Here is a 17,491-nt window from a genome sequence, read left to right on the forward strand (position 1 = left end):
AAACTCGCGTGAATTTCCGAGGTTTAGGTAGGGCGTGTTCACGAGGAGGCGTGTATGGGTAGGGCCATGGCCGGGAGCCTATGATGATCAAATCTGTTCGCCCTCGCGTCATACGACCAGATGACACGATCTTGTTTTTAGACTTTGACGGTGTACTGCATCCTGATGCCGCTTTTCGAACCAGGCGAGGGATTGAACTGAGGGCGCCTGGCAAGCTGATGATGCACGCGGAGATATTGCAGAACATTTTGCGAGATTTTCCCCATTTGAAGATATCTTTGTCGACGTCTTGGGTTCGCATGCTCGGGTATCAAAGGTCGCGTGCAGCATTGCCGGCAAGTTTGCAAGATCGCACAGTGTCAGCGACTTGGCATTCCCGCATGCGAAGTACAGCAAGGGAGGGTTATGACCTTTTCACTCGCTATGAGCAAATTTGCGGTGCGGTGACTCGCGCTGGAATCACCCAATGGATTGCGATTGATGACGATCCCGATTTTAGCTGGCCGGATCATGACGATAGGCTTGTGAGATGTGACCCGAATCTCGGGCTTGGTAGTGAGCATACGCAGCTCGAACTGCGGGCCAAACTGCAACTTCTTTTTAAAGGGGGAGGTTGTGATGACCATCAGCTGTGAGTCAGAGCCAGGCGCGGTTCCGGAGGTCGCATGCGATGTTTGTGGAGGTTCGGTGCGTGTAGGAGGTCGGCTTCAGTTCGCTACCTTGCAGGCATCCTGGAGAGAGGGTTCAGAACACAGTGGTGAAGACTACGAGTTGCACCTTTGTGAGAGATGCTTTTTCATTCAAGTAGCAGGTATGAAGCGTTTGAGGTGGCTCGGGTGCATGTTTGAAGATGCCGGTGATTCGCTTCTGCAGGATGAGTCGTACGGTCGGGTTTGGAAGGCGAGCAGGGATGATGCGAAGGATGAAAAGTGAGTGTCGTCGTCTGTCTTAATCAATAAGCTATCAGAGGTGCTACATGGCTAAGAACCGAGCTCCGTTGTCGACGTGTCATGCTGGTCGGAATGTGGCTGCCGCTTTGCCAACTACTGTTGTCAACGCTATGCGGAGAGATTTCGGGGTGCCGGTTACAGCGTATATTTCGGCGGCTGCTTATGGGCCAGGGGATCTCTACCTAGAGGGAGTGGTCTTCGCCGATCGAGGAGGACGTTTCGATGACGGTGACACTATACGCACGTCAATCATCATGCATAGTTCGACTGTTCAAGGCTTCTTGGTTGTACAGACGTTGAGTAGCATTTATGTGGTTACCGATTGGCTCGGTGGAAGATTTTCTGACACTAAAATTTCTAATCACTGATCCATTTTAAACGCTGTTGCGTGGCCTTGCGGTTCGTCTGTAGTGAAGTAAGCTGAACTGTGTTCTATCTTGACCCTACGCGCTTCCATCTTCACTGCGCGTTTTTATGGCGGAGTATTTTTCGACTAACTGCTAAGTAACCGATGCATTTTGGCCTGCAAATTGTCTGCTCAGAATAGCAGTTCGCTTCCACCACCTCTGGCTCACCTTCGGCATCAGGAATGGGATTGAAACCATCCAGGGGGCGCAGCCTGAAGTATGCTTCGCGGGGGGGGGGGGCAGTGTGGCTGACCTGATCGCCGTCAGGGACTGGTTACCTGCACAAAATAAACACATTACCCAGTATGCGATCACTTTCCCAACGCGTTCAGTGGAGCAGGTGGGGTTAGCGCAGGTCATCCGAAATGGCGCACCAGGAGGGTATGTTCTGAGGAGCGAATCGCGCCCAATTGAGGCCAAATGCGAGGAAGATGAAATCTCGGGGGGAGTAGCTGTGAGGCTCTAGGTCAAGGGTTGGAGTGGGTAGAGGAATCGATCCCTCACCGGTAACTGGGGAAGCTATAGTTGTACCATTAAACTACACCCGCTTATTTCAACCAACTTTCTCGGCTACTGTAAGAAACTTGGGGCTAAGTCAACATCTCGGTGCGGTGCTGTATTCCCGCGCTCAGCGTGGTATGGCGTCCCATAAGGGTACGTTGGCCTGTTGCTTTAATACGTGCAATGCACTGACGAATTTTCTGAGACAATGTGCAATACAAACCCTCCATCACAGTAAATGGTGGTGAGGGTTCACCTTAGCTTGGACTTTGGTTCAGTTTGTCGTCAGGCACGCGGTCAGCTATGTCAACGACGTCATCATCCAGATCTGGCACACAAAATATGCACTCATTAGGATCAATCTGGGTTCCTTCTATATAACGAACTCTTCTGTTGGCGGATGATCGGTTGATGCTAACTCGAAAAGTTGGCCGATTGGGTGGGCTGCCGTTTTTGTCCATAATACTCTTCCTCATCAAATTATGTCGGTTGGTACAAGGCGAAAATTAAGCCTATCACTAGGTAGGCGCCTTGTCAAGTTTGGGTGTTTTAGTGGTTGCCATGCTCTTCAAATTATAACTAAGCTGTAAGGCGCAGCCTGATATTTCAGGCTGCGCTTAAAATATTTCGCGAGCTTAAGGTTTTAGCGAGTTGTACTTGGAAAAGCCTAACTCTAGGTCTTCAATAAGATCATGTGGGCTTTCAAGTCCAATGTGAAGCCTAACTAGGTGTCCCTCTACCTCCCAGGCGGTTTCGCTTCTTACCAGACTCGGGTTTGCTATCATTGCCAAGCTTTCATAGCCACCCCAGGAGTAGCCAATAGAGAACAATGACAAGTTATCTAGCAGCGCATCTGCCGCTGCTTGCGTTGACGGCTTGAGGACAAATGAAAGCAAGCCTGAAGCACCCTTAAAATCTCGCTTCCATAGGTGGTGTTGAGGGTGGGACTCTAAGGCAGGGTAATAGACTGATTCAACATCAGGGTGATTATCCAGCCACTTAGCCACAATAGTTGCGTTCTTGAAGTGTCGTTCAAGCCGGACATCTAATGTTCGCAGTCCTCTGAGCGCGAGGGCCACGTCATCAGGGCTTGCGAACAGCCCCATGTTGAAGTGATAGCGCTTCAAGCGATCCCAGGCTCGCTTGGATGCCGATACCGTTCCGATGACAGCGTCGGAATGGCCGACAATATACTTTGTCGCTGCCATGATGGACAAGTCGACACCGAGATCTATTGACGGAAAGTAAAGTGGTGTGCCCCAAGTATTGTCAGCAATTACGAGTATGTCGTGCGCATGAGCGATCTTGGCAATTGCTGGAATGTCTTGAATTTCCAAAGTTAAAGAGCCAGGTGACTCTGTATAGATAGCTTTAGTATTTGGCCTCAAGAAGTCAATGATGCCTGACCCTATTGTGGGGTCATAAAACGAGACTTCGATTCCTAGGCGCCGACCTTCGCTTTCACAGAATGTCCTTATAGGGGCATATACATTGTCGGCCACGAGCAAATGATCGCCAGCGCCGACCACCGCAAGAATGGCGGTAGTACAGGCCGAGAGGCCTGATGGGCATATCACTGTGCCTTCCGCTCCCTCAAGTTGGCGCAATGCCTGACTCAAAGCCTCCGTAGTGGGGTTATTCCAGCGACCGTATACGTATTTCTGGCGCCCCTCACGCATCGACTCACAGGTGGGGAACGCCACCGTAGAGCCCCGATAAATTGGCGTGTTGACAAACCCATGGTGTTGCTCAGGTTGGACGGAGGCCTGAGCAAGTAACGTTTGTACGTTATTGTATTTGTTCATCTTACCTTCCAGAACGTTGGCTTAGGGTGTGGGCGAGAGCGCCACCGGCAGGTTCAAGGTTATTCATTCCTTTGATAAATGTCTATCATGTGGTTGGGATCTGTTGAATTACCCAGTTAATTCAATGACATAGGCTAATTTGTAATTTTTTGTTGAAAGCCATCCATTTGGATGGTAGGTTTTTGTTGTGTCGTCATTCTCGCCTGGGGTTGAGCGGGTTTTTCATTCGATGCTCCGGTGTTGCGACATTTAAAAATAATAATGCTTCATAGTTGTGTTGGGATCTGCCGCAAGTTTAGGTTTGCAAGAAATAATACAAAAACTGCAAATTCATCGCTTAGGTGACACATGAAAAGCCAAATTGAAACATCGCAGTCCGCATTCAAAGCTAAAAGTGGCGATCTAAAAAGTCAGTCAGAATGGCTCGAATCTCACGAGAGCGGATATTCAAAGCACTTAAAGAAGCGGCATGTGCAGATGATGGCGCTTGGAGGGGCAATTGGTACTGGCTTGTTTTTGGGGGCCGGTGCCAGGTTGCAGATCGCAGGGCCCGCACTCGCTGTTGTGTACTTGGTGTGCGGGGTTTTCGCTTTTTTCATACTCAGGGCGCTTGGTGAATTAGTAATGCACAGACCGAGTAGTGGGAGCTTTGTTTCTTACACTCGTGAGTTTATGGGTGAGCGTGCTTCCTTCGTCGCAGGTTGGATGTATTTTCTAGTCTGGGCACTGACAGGTGTTGTCGATATAACCGCAATTGCGATTTACATGAAGTATTGGGGTGTGTTCGCAGATGTGCCCCAGTGGGTGTCTGCACTAAGCGCATTGGGCGTGGTCACATTGATGAATATGGTGGGTGTGAAGTGGTTCGGGGAGATGGAGTTTTGGTTTGCGGTGATAAAGGTTGCCGCAATTAGCATCTTTTTGATTGTGGGCTCGTACTTTTTTGCTACGGGTCATGAGGTAGGTGGGACTATCCCTGGGTTGCACCTAATTACAGACAACGGTGGTATATTTCCCCATGGTTTACTGCCGGCTGTAATAATCGTGCAGGGTGTTATATTCGCATATGCGAGTATAGAGTTGGTTGGAACCGCGGCTGGCGAGACGGCGGATCCCAAGAGTGTTATTCCCAAAGCAATCAATGGCGTGATTTGGCGGATAAGCCTATTTTACGTTGGCTCTGTATTTTTGTTGGTTACTGTTCTTCCATGGACTGCCTATAGTGCGAATGTTAGCCCTTTCGTAACTTTTTTTGAAATGCTCGGGGTTCCAGGTATTGGTTCCATCATGAATATTGTCGTGATGACAGCCGCGCTCTCAAGCTTGAATTCAGGGCTGTATGCAACTGGGCGGGTTTTGAGGTCGCTTGCGATGGGTGGCTCTGCACCAAAAATCTTTAAGCGTATGAATTCACAAGGGGTACCTTACATGGGAATCCTAGTGACCATGGGTATTAACGTATTTGGTGTATTTCTGAATTACTTGATTCCATCACAATTGTTCGAATTGCTGTTGAATATGGTTTCCTTGGGTATACTTTCTACATGGGCCTTTATTGTTCTGTCGCAGTTAAGGTATCGGCGTGCAGTAAAAAAAGGGGAGGTCGCAATGGTGGATTTCAAAATGCCAGGCGCGCCGTTCACTTCATGGTTGACCCTTGCTTTCCTGCTTGCTGTACTAGTTCTATTGGGCTTTGACTACCCTAATGGTACGTATACTGTCCTTTCGATTCCGGTGATAGCAGTTGTCCTACTCATTGGGTGGTCGAGAGTCGTTCGTGCGAAAGTCAGGGCTGATGAAGAGGTGAAAGCCGTACAGGCCACGTAAAAACGGTTTTGGGCGATTAGGGGGCGTTTCATGGTGTCCCCTTATCGCTCTATGAGTTGAATCACTGCCCTAATGCAGTTAATATGGCTCTATCAGAAAATCAAGGTAAAGTCATGAGCACGCGTTCCGATCTCCTCATTACTGCTGAATTACTATTGCGTACCAAGGGTTACGCAGCATTTAGCTATGCAGATTTAGCGGATGAAATTGGTATTAAGAAAGCAAGCATTCATCACCACTTTCCGACGAAAGAAGGGCTCGGGATCGCGGTGATTGAGAGCTATCTCTTTAGATTTGAGAAAAATCTAGCTTTAATCAATGAACAAAACGCTGATGCGCTAGACCGCTTAGAGGCTTTCGCCTCATTGTTTGTTGATAGCTCGGAAAATGGAATGCTACCTCTCTGTGGTGCGCTTGCAGCAGAGTTGTCCGCCTTGCCAGAAAGTCTCAAAGAGCTTACTCAAAAGTTTTTCCAAATTCATCTCCTGTGGTTAGAAAGCAATTTGATCAAAGGTCAAGCTGAAAATCTGATACGCGGCGATCTCAATCCAAATGAAATTTCAAGAGCGATTTTGAACATTCTAGAAGGTGACAGTTTTGTTTCTTGGGCGATGAGCGATAAAGTAGGCTCGCAATCCGGCTTCAGCTTGATTATGAGAAGTATCATTGTCTGATCGGTGCGATTCACACCTATCAATGCATCGTAATTCGTACCTGATTGCCCACCTGCCAGGGTGGGCGTCACCCATGTAGATCTCCTTTGTAGCCCGTTCTCCTTCTGCCTGCCTCCGTTCTCCCAGCCTTACGGCCATTTGTTCCTACGATTCTTTATCACCTGCTGCCCATCCGGACGAGCGGTGCATACCCCGCGCGTATAACCAATGCTCAGAGCAGAGACGACGTCGCTGAGCAGACCTAAATCAGGTGATTTAACGATACCGGTCGAAAAGCTACCTATCGGTCGGTATTTGTGTGTTTCCCACCGTTTTCCACCCGCAGATGAGAACAACAGTCTCATCGGCATTGGCGTAGGTGCCCGGCAGTAATTTGCTCAAGCTGTTTCTGGAGACGCTAGCGAGGGCATCGTGAGCTTCGTCGACCCGATAGGGGCACCGAACCCGCTCCCGAGCTGTAGTCACTCGATACACCTTGGGTGTGCAGTCCAGCGTCCATTCAATGCTTACAGTGAGCTACCTGTAGGTAGGCGCGCAGTCATGGACAGGCGCCTTCGTCCCACGTTTCGCTGGCCACGTATCGATACTGTCACCTCAATCATGCGTAATGACGTGAATTTCGCATGAGGCGTTGCAAGCCTACCAACTAGATGGTAGCGTATGTCCATTGTCGAAACAAACCCGCGAACCTGCCGGGCGTTAACGCCCATGTGAGAGCCTCATGCAAGATTGGAAGCAAACCCGCAAAGACATCAACACTCGCCTCGTAGAGCTCAATGGCCTGTCCCCTGAAACCATGAAAGGCATGGCTGCGCTAGGCGCTGCTGGTGGGAAGACGAATCATCTGGATGCCAAAACCCGCGAGCTGATTTCTTTGGCTGTAGCTGTGACCACTCGCTGCGACGGGTGCATCGCCTTCCACGCTGCTGAGGCTAAGAAGCTCGGCGTTACAAGTGAAGAAGTCGCCGAAGCACTGGGTGTAGCCATCAACATGAACGCCGGTGCCGCTTTGGTGTACAGCACCCATGTACTCGACGCTTTCGATAAGTCCTAAGCATAACGCCGACTTTCCTTCCTAGACGATTTCGAGAGTAATCATGAATAAGCTTTTCACACCTTACGATCTGGCTGGCATTCCCCTGAAAAACCGCGTTGTCATGGCGCCCATGACTCGCACCCGAACTCTGAACAACATTCCAAATGAGTCCAACGCGCTGTACTACGCGCAACGTGCTTCTGCCGGCTTGCTGATCACCGAAGGCCTGCCTATCTCCGATGAGGCTCGTGGCTATCTGTACACCCCTGGCATTTACGAAGATGTGCACCTACCAGGCTGGCGCAAAGTCACTGACGCGGTGCACGCCAAGGGCGGGAAGATTTTTGCACAGCTCTGGCACGTGGGCCGCATGTCCCACGTTTCGGTACATGGCATGGTGCCTGTATCCTCCGGTACGGTGCCTGCGGTGGATACCACGGTGTATGCCTGGGTCGAACCGGGCAAATCTGGGCCTGTTCAACCAAGCGAACCACGCGCCCTGGAAACTGAAGAAGTGAAACGCGTCATTGCGGATTTCGTTAAATCCGCGCGGATGGCGATGGATGCAGGTTTTGACGGTATTGAGATCATGGCAGCCAACGGCTTCCTGTTCGATCAATTCCTGAGCAGCGCCCTGAACACTCGGACTGATCAGTACGGTGGCTCTATTGCCAACCGCCAGCGCTTCCTGCTGGAAACGATTGACGCCATTGCTGCTGAGATCGGTGGTTCGAAGATTGGCGTTCGCTTCTCGCCGTTTGGTCGCCTGTACGACTTCGGTGTTTACGAAGGCGAAGAAGAAACCTGGATGAGCATGGCGGCTGCCCTCAATGAACGAGAGCTGGCATTTGTTCACCTGAACTACCAACCAACCATCTTGGCCGCGCAAACGCCACCAGGCTTCGGTGCTGCGTTCCGCGAGGCTTACAAAGGCACCTTGATGGCTGCGGGCGGCTTCACCAAGGAAATCGCAGAGTCTGAGCTGGCTAAAGGCGAGCTAGACCTGATTGCCTTCGGCACCGCCTATATCGCTAACCCTGATCTTGTAGAGCGTATGCAGAACGATTGGCCTCTAGCCGAGGGTGATCGTGCGACCTACTACGGCGTAAGCGATTCGATTGACAAGGGTTACACCGACTACCCGGAATACGCAGCAGCAAAAGCCTGATATTCCATCCCAAACATTTAGGAGAACACCATGCCACTCGTAACTATCAAGGGTATTGAAGGGGTTTTTTCTGACGAGCAAAAAGCTGAGGTCATTCGCAAAGTGACTGACGCCATGGTGTCGGTGGAAGGGGAAAATATGCGTGCCCTGACCTGGGTAATTTTCGAAGAGGTCAAGAGCGGAGACTGGGGCATTGCTGGCAATCCAGTCACTGCCCAGGATGTGTTGAAGCTGCAAGCAGGCCAGTAAAGCTTCATCGCTGAACCAATAGCTCCCTGATCGTTGAGTGCATTTACGCTCAACGACCAGGGGGCTTTTTCCGTTATTGTAGAATGCCAGGTTGGTGGGGTATCACGCCATGATTCTGATCATTTACGCCCATCCTTATCCTGAGAAATCCAACGTAAACAAGTTGATGCTCAGGTTCGCAGCAAATAGACCCGATGTTGTAATCCGCTCCCTGTACGATTTATACCCAGATTTCAATATCAACGTTGAAGCTGAACAGGAGGCCGTTGAACAAGCAGATCTGCTGGTTCTGCAGCATCCCTTGTATTGGTATAGCTACCCGCCACTTTTGAAGTTGTGGATTGACAAGGTCTTCACACGGGGCTGGGCATACGGCAATGGTGCTACTGCTTTAAAAAATAAAAATCTACTGTGGGTCGTGACCACGGGCGGAGACCATGATCATTTTGAAGGCGGCGACCACCCAGGTTTCGCCGTGCTGTCCCAGCCCCTTCAAGCAACCGCAAATTACTGTGGAATGCGTTGGTTAAGTCCAGTAGCAGTTCACGGCACATACAGAGCAGATCAAGCCGGACTGCTCAGGCAGATCCGTCATTACGGCGAGCTTTTGGCCTCGTGGAAGGAAGATTAAATGGACACTCACAGCCTGATTGAAATGCTTATCTATCTGGGCTCAGCTGCCTTGATAGTCCCAATTGCCGTTCGGTTAGGTTTAGGCCCGGTTCTGGGGTATCTGATTGCCGGCTGCTTAATTGGCCCGTGGGGCTTGAAGCTTGTAACCGATGTTGAGTCCATACTGCACTTTGCTGAAATTGGCGTGGTGTTGATGCTGTTCATCATCGGTCTTGAACTCGACCCCAAGCGTCTTTGGTCTATGCGTCGAATGGTGTTCGGTGGAGGTGCGCTGCAGATGCTTGCATGTGGTGCAGCCATCGCAATATTTTGCGCTGCACTAGGCTTGAGCTGGACAGCTGCGCTGCTTGTGGGACTGACGCTGAGCCTCTCGTCTACAGCCATCGCCATGCAGGCCATGAATGAGCGGAACGTGACCTCGACTGCGGTGGGTCGAAGCAGCTTTGCCGTGTTGCTTTTCCAAGACATCGCGGCGATTCCCCTCGTGGCGATGATTCCACTGCTGGCCGCAAATGGCGGTACGCCCTCGGGTTCGGAGCTGGCCCTGTCCATCGCCAAAATCGTTGGTGCAATTGTCGCAGTTGTTCTCTTGGGTCAGTACGTATCTAGACCCGTCCTTCGCTTTGTAGCGCGCTCTGGCCTGAGGGAGATCTTTAGTGCTGTCGCCCTTTTCCTGGTATTCGGGTTCGGCCTCTTATTGGAAGGGGCAGGCTTATCCATGGCCATGGGGGCTTTCTTAGCGGGCGTTCTATTGGCCAGTTCGGAATACCGTCACGCCCTGGAGAGCGATATCGAACCTTTCAAGGGACTCTTGCTGGGTCTGTTCTTCATCGGCGTAGGCATGTCGATTGACTTCGGAACGCTGATCGATGCCCCTTTGAAGGTCATCACTCTGACGTTGGGCTTTATCCTGATCAAACTGCTCGTGATCAAGCTTCTGGGGCGCTTCCTGAGTGTCCCCAGTGATCAGCGCTCATGGCAGGCGGTGTTCCTGGGCCAAGGCAGTGAGTTTGCCTTTGTAGTATTTGGCGCAGCGACAGTCGCCGGCATCCTGGTCGACCCCTGGGGTAAAAGTCTGACATTGGCGGTTGCGCTGTCCATGTGTGTAACGCCTCTGCTGATCCTCTTGCTCAATCACTTGGACTCGTCGGGCAAACAGGGCAGCAAGGAATCAGACATCATTGATCAGAGCAATCCTCGGGTCATCATTGCTGGCTTCGGTCGGTTCGGTCAAATCGCTGGGCGTCTGCTGATGTCCTGTGGCTTTGAGGTAGTGGTCTTGGATCATGATCCCGACCACATTGAGACACTGCGAAAGTTCGGGGTGAAGGTGTTTTACGGGGATGCTACACGTCTCGATCTACTTCACGCTGCGGGTGCCGCGAAAGCCGTGGTGCTGATCAACGCTATCGACAATCAGGACGATAACCTGGCACTGACGGAGCTGGCCCAAGAGCATTTTCCATCCCTAAAACTGGTGGTGCGCGCTCGTGATATGGGGCACAGCATTACCTTGCGCCAGATGGGCATAGAGGCCGTGGAACGGGAAACCTTTGAAAGCGCGTTGTCTCTTGGGCGAAGAGCCTTGGAGCAACTGGGTGTAGGGCGCTACGAGGCTCGTGAGCGTGCGGATCGGTTCCGTCGCCTGAATTTGGAAATGCTGGAAGAAATGGCCGCTCAACCTGTTGATGACACCGAATTCAAGTACGACGCTTACAAACGAGCGAACGCTTTACTGACGGAAATTTTCAACGAAGATCGTGCTCACCCAATTGACACAGGCCCAGGAGAAAATGGTCTAAGAAACCGCGAGAATAATGACCGAACAGATTGACGAGTTACGGAGGATGCTCGGTCAGCAAGCATCTTCCAGCTCAGCAATAATCGCTTTCTTCAAGGATGAAACTGACTTAGACCCTGCGAAGATTTTCAGTAATCGGCCTTCGTGAAAAACCGCCAAGGATGGCACAGAGCGGATGCCATACATCGGCGCAATTGTCGGAGACACCGCAATATCAATCTTTCCGAATACCGCTAATGAATGGAGTTTCCCCTCCAGCTCCAAGAAGATCGGCTTCATTTCTTTACAAGGTTTGCACCAGGAGGCTGAGAACATTACGACACTGCTCCCTTTGGCTACGAAGCGAGCAAATTGGGGAGCGCTCAACTCAACGATACGACTCATCTGGATTTCTCGTTCTGTATTAAGGGCAGGCGGCACCTTCAGAGTGCCTCCATTCATTGCCAATCAAATCTTGCAGCCATCGATGCCGCAGACCTGTCCAGTGGGTGAGCTGTCGTCGACTTGCATGCTCTCAACCATGTGATTAAGTGCTTTAAGAAACGTAGCTTCAGGCTGCGCACCTACCACTGAAAATTCATTGTTGAACACGAAAAGCGGTACGCCAGCGCCCAATTGGGCGGAAAACTGCTCATCCGCCTCCATTTCAGCGCGCAGCTCTGCAGATGACCAAGCCAGTTGGATTGACTCGTCCGACACACCTGCGTCTTTAGCAATCGCTGCCAAGCTGGTGCGATCAAAGAGGGATTTGCCGTGACTGGTACTTTGCTCGTACAGCGCCTCTACGAGCCGCGTTTTTACTGCCGAATCTTCAACAGCTTTCACTAGCACATGAGCGTCAGTGGTATCGCCAAACATCATGGTGTCAAAGCAGTAATCCAACCCGTCGACCTTGCCATAGTTACTGACTGTACCCATCATCGCCAAAGCGGAGTTTGCGTTGCCGAGCTTACGTTTCAGGGCCGGGATCATCGGCTCAGGAGTGTGGTTAGCAGCCAGCCGATAGGCCCGAACGTTGACTTGCACGTCGTCCTTCTCTGAGAAGCTTTCAAGTGCTTTCTCAAAGCGGCGCTTGGCTATCCAGCACCAAGGGCACACATAATCAGACCAGATGTCGACTACATATTTTTTCGATGAGTTTTGCATAATTTAGCCTGCGCGAAGGAGGGAAGCCTGCATTGCCGCCATTTCAAGCAAATGGTTAAAGCCAGCCAGAGGGTCGGTTGATCGACCGAGTGTCCAATCAATAAGGCTTGCCCCCTCCAGCATGCTCAACAGCATGAAGGCGAAGTTCTCAGTCGTTGTTCCCAGCGACCATCCGTGCTGGCGGACTGCGTCATTCAGAGTGCTTTGGAGCCAGGCGAGCTGAGAGTTGAAGAAGTCCCGCGTGAGCCCTTGGAGCGACAATGGCAACGCAGCCATTTCCGCAGCCAATGCGCCGCATAAAGGCAGCAGCCCCTCATTCGCGCTGATCACGAATAGTCGGGAAAAGGCCTGTAAGCGCTGCAATGGCTCGGGATGCAAGGCTTCGATTGATGCCAGCGTTTCATTGAACCGGGAGATATAATCGCTGATCAGTTCTGCGCCCAAGCACTCCTTCGTAGGAAAATGATGGTGAATGCTGGCTTTTCTGATACCGATCTTCGCAGCGAGATCAGCGTAACTGAATGCTGAGTAACCCTTTGAACGCATCTGGGTTTCCGCGTAACTCATAAGCGCAGCTTTTGTCGTAATAGACATTTGAAACTCCTACAGCCAGCACCTTTCACCGGAGTCAGCGCACTGAGAAAGCGCCTCAACAGGAGGCGCCATACGCAGGGCTTGCTAGGGTATTAGGCGCGTACTGCCATCACTCCTGCATCAACGTCCCAGATAGCACCTGTCACCCAGGAAGTTTTATCCGAGAGCAAGAAGAGGATGGTGTTGGCCACGTCTTCGGGAACACCGACTCGCCCCAGCGGGTGGAAATCGTTAAGAGACTTCATCGCATCGGGGATCGCGTCCTTGTCCATGAAACCTTCATAGATTGAGGTATGGACGATGCCAGGCGACACCGCATTTACTCTGATGCCAGAGTGCGCCAGTTCAATTGCCAAATTTCGGGTGACTGCGTGCAGGCCCGCCTTGGCCATCGAATAAGCAGTCGCTGGAGAGCCGGCCAGTGCAGCTTGTGCGCCAATCGAACCGACGTTGACAATGGAACCTTCGCGCTTGGCGGCAAGCATATTCTTGACCACGGCCTGAGTGATAAAGAATGTGGCGCGGTTCAAATCCAGATACATGTCGTAGTCAGCCTCATCGTGCTCGATGAAAGGCTTCGGAATGAATATGCCTGCAGAGTTCACCATGAAGCCAATGTCGCTGTGGTTTGCATTGATTTCGTTGCGTACGAAATTCATTCCTTCTTCGGTCATCAGGTTCGCAACGATCACCGATACGTTCCCCAATGAACTCAGTTCAGCGCGAACAGCGTCGGCTTTGTCCTGCTTGCTGCCAGTGAGTACCACGCTGCCACCAGCCTTCAAAAACAGGCGCGCCGTTTCCAGGCCCATGCCGCTCGTGCCGCCGACGACCAACAGTTTTTTGCCATTAAAAAAATCAATCATTGCAGACTCCGGTTATCCCGACTTCGTTAAGAGCGGCACCAGCAGGTTTTCTGCTGATGCACGCTAGGCTTGGATGTGACGCGGCTAAGGATCAGCCCTCGCGCACTTCGAGGGTAGGCACCATACGAATGGCTTTGGAGAAGTTCGCGTAGTTCACCGAAGTCTTAAGCACCACCTTGTGCAGCTCTTCCACACGCTCACGGGAGGCATCGGTGTGCAGGCGGATTACGACACTTACCTCGTCGTAACCTGGGTTAACGCTTTCATCGATGCCCAAGAAGCCACGGAGATCGAGAGTGCCGTCAGTCTCAATTTCCAGGCTGTGGATCTTGATGCCCATCATCGCGGCATTGGCGGCATACCCGACCGACATGCAGGCGTTGAGAGCAGCCATCAGCAGCTCCTGAGGGTTAGGTGCGGTGTTTTGGCCCAGCAATTCATTTGGCTCATCGGCGGCGATTTCAAAATCACGCGAGTAGGTTTCACCGGCCAGGCTGTAACGGCTGACTTTGGCCACAGTGCGGGTCTGGCCTTTCCACGCGGTCTTAACGTTGAAACTGGCGTGACGCTTGCTCGCATCCTCAGCAACGCCTTGGGCAAACTGTTGCAGGGCTGCTACGTCAATACCGTTCAGGTTGTTTGTCATTTGATAAGTCCTATGTGCAACACATTTATGGGTGGGGTGTTCGCTGAGGAATCACTCTACCAACTGGTAGGGTGGCTTGCAAGGAATTATTTCAAACAAGGCGCCATGTCCCCATGTGACGACCTTTCCATCCTTAGCGCTTCGTACCTGGCGGGCGCGCGGGATAATGGCTCCCGAGCCGGGTAGGCGACTGCAAACCCTTTCTTTCGCATCATCTAGATCAACGCAGGATCAGCAGGCCGCATCCTTCCAAGGTCAGCAGCGGGTATCGAGGTGATCCCTTAGGATGAGGCGGTAGCGGTTCAAGGAAAAAAATTCCAAGTTACTGTTTTTATTATTAAAATTAGCGAGGTGGTAAATGCTTGAGGCTGGCAGCACTTTTGTCTTCGCCCAGCAGGGGCTTATGAATATGAGAAGCGTACCAGGATAGGAAATGGATGCAGGCATGGAGAAAGTACAAGGGTGTGCAGCCCCAGGTTGCCTGGGCATCCATTGAGGTCGGAGCGGTATCATGAAGACGCCAACACACCTGCTTACCGGCTATCAGCCTAGCCCTCCTCGTATGCGATTCGATGCGCGAAGTTCGCACAAAGCACACCTATCGAAGGTGGAACTGCCCATCAAGGGAGGCCCTCACCTAGGCCGTTGAGCGTTTGACCGAGGCAAAAGGCATGGTGTATGCCCTTGTAGAAGAGATTCTGTACATGATAGTGAGAGTTTTTCGTGCAAGGCTGCGCTATGCATTAGTAAAAAACTCAGTCGGCGAACCCTACGCGCTGTTATCCGCGACTGCTGATAACATAGTCGCGTCAACCCTCAAAACGAAATCTACAATTATTATCGCGGGCTATGATAATTTCGGTGATGCTGAGCTGTTTCATATTGCATGTTAATCGGTTTGATTTCAGTGTAGTCGGGTGTGTTAGCTAATTATTCAGGTCTTCGCCGCTGGTTGGCTGGAAATTATTCCATGGTCGATGGCATATTTTACCAGCGCTACAGGTTTGTCGATTTTTAGTTTTCGTCGAATACTCAGGCGGTGAGTCTCTACAGTCCTGACGCTTATGTTAAGTTCTCGGGCCATTTCTTTGTTATTCAGTCCCTGAGCCATTTTATAGAGAACTTCGCTTTCCCTCGGTGTTAGTTCGCTTGAGTTGCCGTCATCAAGGAGAAGTTTTTGCGCTATTTCTGCACTATAGAAAGTACCTCCATTTGCGATTGCTTCAATTGCAGCGACGATTTCTCTTGAGGGTGAGTTTTTTAACACATAGCCGCTTGCACCCGCACGCAGTGATTCGCTGACATATTCCTTGCTGTCATGCATGCTGAGTACTAGAACCCGCAGTAAAGGATACCTTTCGCGTAATTTTCGTGTGAGTACAAGACCGTTTATGTCCGGTAGGTTGATGTCTACTAGAAGTAGATCAGGCTTGCACTGATCAACCATTTCCATGGCGTGTGCGCCACATTCAGCTTCACCCACAACAGCCACGTTGGGTACTACCGAAAGCAGCGCCTTAATCCCGTCGCGAACGAGCGAGTGGTCATCGACCAGGGCTAAACGAATTTGTGCTGTTAGGCTCATGGGGGTGTCCATTGTTATCGAATTAGGTGAGTCAAACTTTTTTACAGGGAATACTCATTGGAATCTCAATATCGACCTCACTTCGGCCTGGTGCAGAGGCCAGATGTAGTCGACCACCCAGGTGTTCGACGCGTTCCCGTATATTTCTGAGCCCGATCCCAGCGTGGCGACGCTCAACTTCATCAACATTAAAGCCAATTCCATCGTCGCTTATTCTCAAGCGAACAGATTGCTCGGTTCCATACAGCGTAATGGCAACATCGTGAGCTTGAGCGTGTCGCTCGATGTTGGATAACGCCTCCTGAACAATTCGAAAAAGCGAGACGGGCACCCCATCGTCCAGCAGGCACTCAAACTCATTAGTCTCAAACGTTACCCGCAGTCCACTGCGTTGCTCAAACTCCTCAGACAATTGTCCAATCGCGGCAGGAAGCCCCAGGGTGTCCAAGAGCGAAGAGCGAAGGTCGTGTGAGATGCTCCGAACCTCACCAATGGCCTCTCCAAGCCGCTCGGTAGCCTCTTTCAAGATAACTGCACCTGGGCTTTCTCCGTTTTCGAGCAGAAAGCTTGCTAGCTCAAGTTTGTATTTTATGGACACGAGGACTTGGCTAATTCCATCATGCAGCTCGCGAGAAACGCGCGAACGCTCCTCTTCCTGAAGGCTCACAATTCGCTGGTTCAAGCGTTGTAGCTTGGTGTCGGCTAGCCGATGCTCACTCAGGTTCAACGTCATTCCGCTTGCAAATACTAACAAGACTGCCACAAGGGCTACGACAGCAATTGACAACATCGTTTTGCGGATGCCATGAGCCACTTCATCACGAGCTTGCTGAGTGGCTTTTTCAACGTCTTCAAGGTAGATGCCCGTACCGATCATCCACCCCCATTGTTCCAACATTACGACGTAGGCGAGCTTTTCGGTCACTCTCCCGGAGGAAGGCTTGCTCCACGCATAGCGTTGGAAGCCCTCACCAGACTTGGCACTCTGGAGCAACGCTTGAATCACTAGGAGACCGTGTGGATCCCTCATATCCATGAGGTCTTTGCCGACCAGCTCTGCCTGCCGTGCATGCATGAGACTACGGCCTTGGCGATCGTAGACGAAAAAATAACCATTGATGCCAAAGCTCAGCTTCCTCAGCTCGTCTAGGACTTTTTGCTTAGCATGGTCATCGCCATGGCCATCGTTGTAGAGGGGGGCGATCAAGCTCCTCGCCATCGCTACGTAGTTTTCAAGCTCTGCGCGCTTACTGACCAAAATACTGTCTTCGATCAGTTGTGCTTGCTGGTCACCCAGCTGGTTGTTCAGGGAGATGACAAGCGCGCAGATAGCGGCAATAGCCAGTACAAGTGGCAAGATCCCCAGGGCGACAATTTTGTGTTTGAGCTGCATTCCTACTCCTGTCCAGACCTTGTACGCGACCAGCAGTCTTGGACGCTGCGATCAGAGGCCACTGGGACTTCAGCATCTTATGTCAATCCCCGATGCACCGAGTAGCCGAAAGCGGCTAGCGGTCGAAAGACCCGATCGCATAGCCGGTAGCTCAGTAGAACTACGTAGGCTTGTGGGCGTAGTTCTGCGGATTTATTTGTAGTGGGTATA

General features: G+C 51.3%; 16 protein-coding genes. 8 read left to right on the forward strand and 8 right to left on the reverse strand.

Features of this window, described 5'->3' with window-relative positions:
- Positions 1-83 precede the first annotated feature (83 nt).
- Positions 84-635 (forward strand): HAD domain-containing protein, encoded by a 552-nt coding sequence (locus REH59_RS09800; protein ID WP_320450490.1) that lies wholly within the window; start codon positions 84-86, stop codon positions 633-635.
- Between the two features lie 1,858 nt (positions 636-2,493).
- Here the strand turns inward: REH59_RS09800 and metC are convergent.
- Complete coding sequence (gene metC / locus REH59_RS09805; protein ID WP_014860761.1) at positions 2,494-3,663, reverse strand: cystathionine beta-lyase; 1,170 nt, start codon at positions 3,661-3,663, stop codon at positions 2,494-2,496.
- A gap of 348 nt (positions 3,664-4,011) precedes the next feature.
- Here metC and REH59_RS09810 point away from each other — a divergent pair, with 348 nt between their 5' ends.
- From REH59_RS09810 to kefC, 7 genes are all read left to right on the forward strand, one after another.
- A complete protein-coding gene (locus REH59_RS09810) occupies positions 4,012-5,490 on the forward strand; it encodes an amino acid permease (protein ID WP_063427221.1) in 1,479 nt (492 codons plus the stop codon).
- Between the two features lie 113 nt (positions 5,491-5,603).
- Complete coding sequence (locus tag REH59_RS09815) at positions 5,604-6,164, forward strand: TetR/AcrR family transcriptional regulator (protein WP_063427219.1); 561 nt, start codon at positions 5,604-5,606, stop codon at positions 6,162-6,164.
- A gap of 721 nt (positions 6,165-6,885) precedes the next feature.
- Entirely contained in the window at positions 6,886-7,218 is a 333-nt protein-coding gene (locus REH59_RS09820) for a carboxymuconolactone decarboxylase family protein (RefSeq protein ID WP_014860758.1), read from the forward strand.
- Between the two features lie 43 nt (positions 7,219-7,261).
- The gene (locus REH59_RS09825; protein ID WP_320450491.1) at positions 7,262-8,368 is read left to right on the forward strand and encodes an alkene reductase; all 1,107 of its coding nucleotides are present in this window, start codon (positions 7,262-7,264) and stop codon (positions 8,366-8,368) included.
- A gap of 30 nt (positions 8,369-8,398) precedes the next feature.
- On the forward strand, positions 8,399-8,617 hold the full coding sequence (locus tag REH59_RS09830; protein ID WP_014860756.1) for a tautomerase family protein: 219 nt from the start codon (positions 8,399-8,401) through the stop codon (positions 8,615-8,617).
- Positions 8,618-8,726: 109 nt separating this feature from the next.
- Complete coding sequence (kefF, locus tag REH59_RS09835) at positions 8,727-9,248, forward strand: glutathione-regulated potassium-efflux system oxidoreductase KefF (protein ID WP_121161166.1); 522 nt, start codon at positions 8,727-8,729, stop codon at positions 9,246-9,248.
- Positions 9,249-11,084, forward strand: coding sequence for a glutathione-regulated potassium-efflux system protein KefC (kefC, locus tag REH59_RS09840; protein ID WP_014860755.1), 1,836 nt, complete (start codon positions 9,249-9,251; stop codon positions 11,082-11,084).
- 21 nt (positions 11,085-11,105) lie between these two features.
- On the opposite strand, the gene REH59_RS09845 is transcribed toward kefC, so the two are convergent.
- From REH59_RS09845 to REH59_RS09875, 7 genes are all read right to left on the reverse strand, one after another.
- Entirely contained in the window at positions 11,106-11,435 is a 330-nt protein-coding gene (locus REH59_RS09845) for a thioredoxin family protein (RefSeq protein ID WP_063427272.1), read from the reverse strand.
- Between the two features lie 63 nt (positions 11,436-11,498).
- On the reverse strand, positions 11,499-12,197 hold the full coding sequence (locus REH59_RS09850; protein WP_181097899.1) for a DsbA family oxidoreductase: 699 nt from the start codon (positions 12,195-12,197) through the stop codon (positions 11,499-11,501).
- Positions 12,198-12,200: 3 nt separating this feature from the next.
- Positions 12,201-12,791 carry a TetR/AcrR family transcriptional regulator gene (locus REH59_RS09855; protein ID WP_181097900.1) on the reverse strand — a complete coding sequence of 197 codons (591 nt, stop codon included), beginning with the start codon at positions 12,789-12,791 and terminating at the stop codon, positions 12,201-12,203.
- Positions 12,792-12,883: 92 nt separating this feature from the next.
- The gene (locus REH59_RS09860; protein ID WP_063427211.1) at positions 12,884-13,657 is read right to left on the reverse strand and encodes an SDR family NAD(P)-dependent oxidoreductase; all 774 of its coding nucleotides are present in this window, start codon (positions 13,655-13,657) and stop codon (positions 12,884-12,886) included.
- Positions 13,658-13,748: 91 nt separating this feature from the next.
- The gene (locus REH59_RS09865; RefSeq protein WP_014860752.1) at positions 13,749-14,303 is read right to left on the reverse strand and encodes an OsmC family protein; all 555 of its coding nucleotides are present in this window, start codon (positions 14,301-14,303) and stop codon (positions 13,749-13,751) included.
- Between the two features lie 934 nt (positions 14,304-15,237).
- A complete protein-coding gene (locus tag REH59_RS09870) occupies positions 15,238-15,888 on the reverse strand; it encodes a response regulator transcription factor (RefSeq protein WP_320450492.1) in 651 nt (216 codons plus the stop codon).
- A gap of 31 nt (positions 15,889-15,919) precedes the next feature.
- Complete coding sequence (locus REH59_RS09875; protein WP_181097902.1) at positions 15,920-17,281, reverse strand: cache domain-containing protein; 1,362 nt, start codon at positions 17,279-17,281, stop codon at positions 15,920-15,922.
- Positions 17,282-17,491 lie beyond the last annotated feature (210 nt).

The organism is Pseudomonas sp. BO3-4 (genome assembly GCF_034044115.1).
Classification (GTDB): Bacteria; Pseudomonadota; Gammaproteobacteria; order Pseudomonadales; family Pseudomonadaceae; genus Aquipseudomonas; species Aquipseudomonas alloputida.

Bases quoted from the DNA above. Each gene is read 5' to 3' on its own strand.
- REH59_RS09820 (WP_014860758.1), top strand. From the start codon at position 6,886: ATGCAAGATTGGAAGCAAACCCGCAAAGACATCAACACTCGCCTCGTA.
- REH59_RS09825 (WP_320450491.1), top strand. From the start codon at position 7,262: ATGAATAAGCTTTTCACACCTTACGATCTGGCTGGCATTCCCCTGAAA.
- REH59_RS09870 (WP_320450492.1), bottom strand. From the start codon at position 15,888: ATGAGCCTAACAGCACAAATTCGTTTAGCCCTGGTCGATGACCACTCG.
- REH59_RS09855 (WP_181097900.1), bottom strand. From the start codon at position 12,791: ATGTCTATTACGACAAAAGCTGCGCTTATGAGTTACGCGGAAACCCAG.
- REH59_RS09810 (WP_063427221.1), top strand. From the start codon at position 4,012: ATGAAAAGCCAAATTGAAACATCGCAGTCCGCATTCAAAGCTAAAAGT.
- REH59_RS09845 (WP_063427272.1), bottom strand. From the start codon at position 11,435: ATGAGTCGTATCGTTGAGTTGAGCGCTCCCCAATTTGCTCGCTTCGTA.
- REH59_RS09865 (WP_014860752.1), bottom strand. From the start codon at position 14,303: ATGACAAACAACCTGAACGGTATTGACGTAGCAGCCCTGCAACAGTTT.
- metC (WP_014860761.1), bottom strand. From the start codon at position 3,663: ATGAACAAATACAATAACGTACAAACGTTACTTGCTCAGGCCTCCGTC.
- REH59_RS09860 (WP_063427211.1), bottom strand. From the start codon at position 13,657: ATGATTGATTTTTTTAATGGCAAAAAACTGTTGGTCGTCGGCGGCACG.
- kefF (WP_121161166.1), top strand. From the start codon at position 8,727: ATGATTCTGATCATTTACGCCCATCCTTATCCTGAGAAATCCAACGTA.
- REH59_RS09850 (WP_181097899.1), bottom strand. From the start codon at position 12,197: ATGCAAAACTCATCGAAAAAATATGTAGTCGACATCTGGTCTGATTAT.
- REH59_RS09875 (WP_181097902.1), bottom strand. From the start codon at position 17,281: ATGCAGCTCAAACACAAAATTGTCGCCCTGGGGATCTTGCCACTTGTA.
- kefC (WP_014860755.1), top strand. From the start codon at position 9,249: ATGGACACTCACAGCCTGATTGAAATGCTTATCTATCTGGGCTCAGCT.
- REH59_RS09830 (WP_014860756.1), top strand. From the start codon at position 8,399: ATGCCACTCGTAACTATCAAGGGTATTGAAGGGGTTTTTTCTGACGAG.
- REH59_RS09815 (WP_063427219.1), top strand. From the start codon at position 5,604: ATGAGCACGCGTTCCGATCTCCTCATTACTGCTGAATTACTATTGCGT.
- REH59_RS09800 (WP_320450490.1), top strand. From the start codon at position 84: ATGATCAAATCTGTTCGCCCTCGCGTCATACGACCAGATGACACGATC.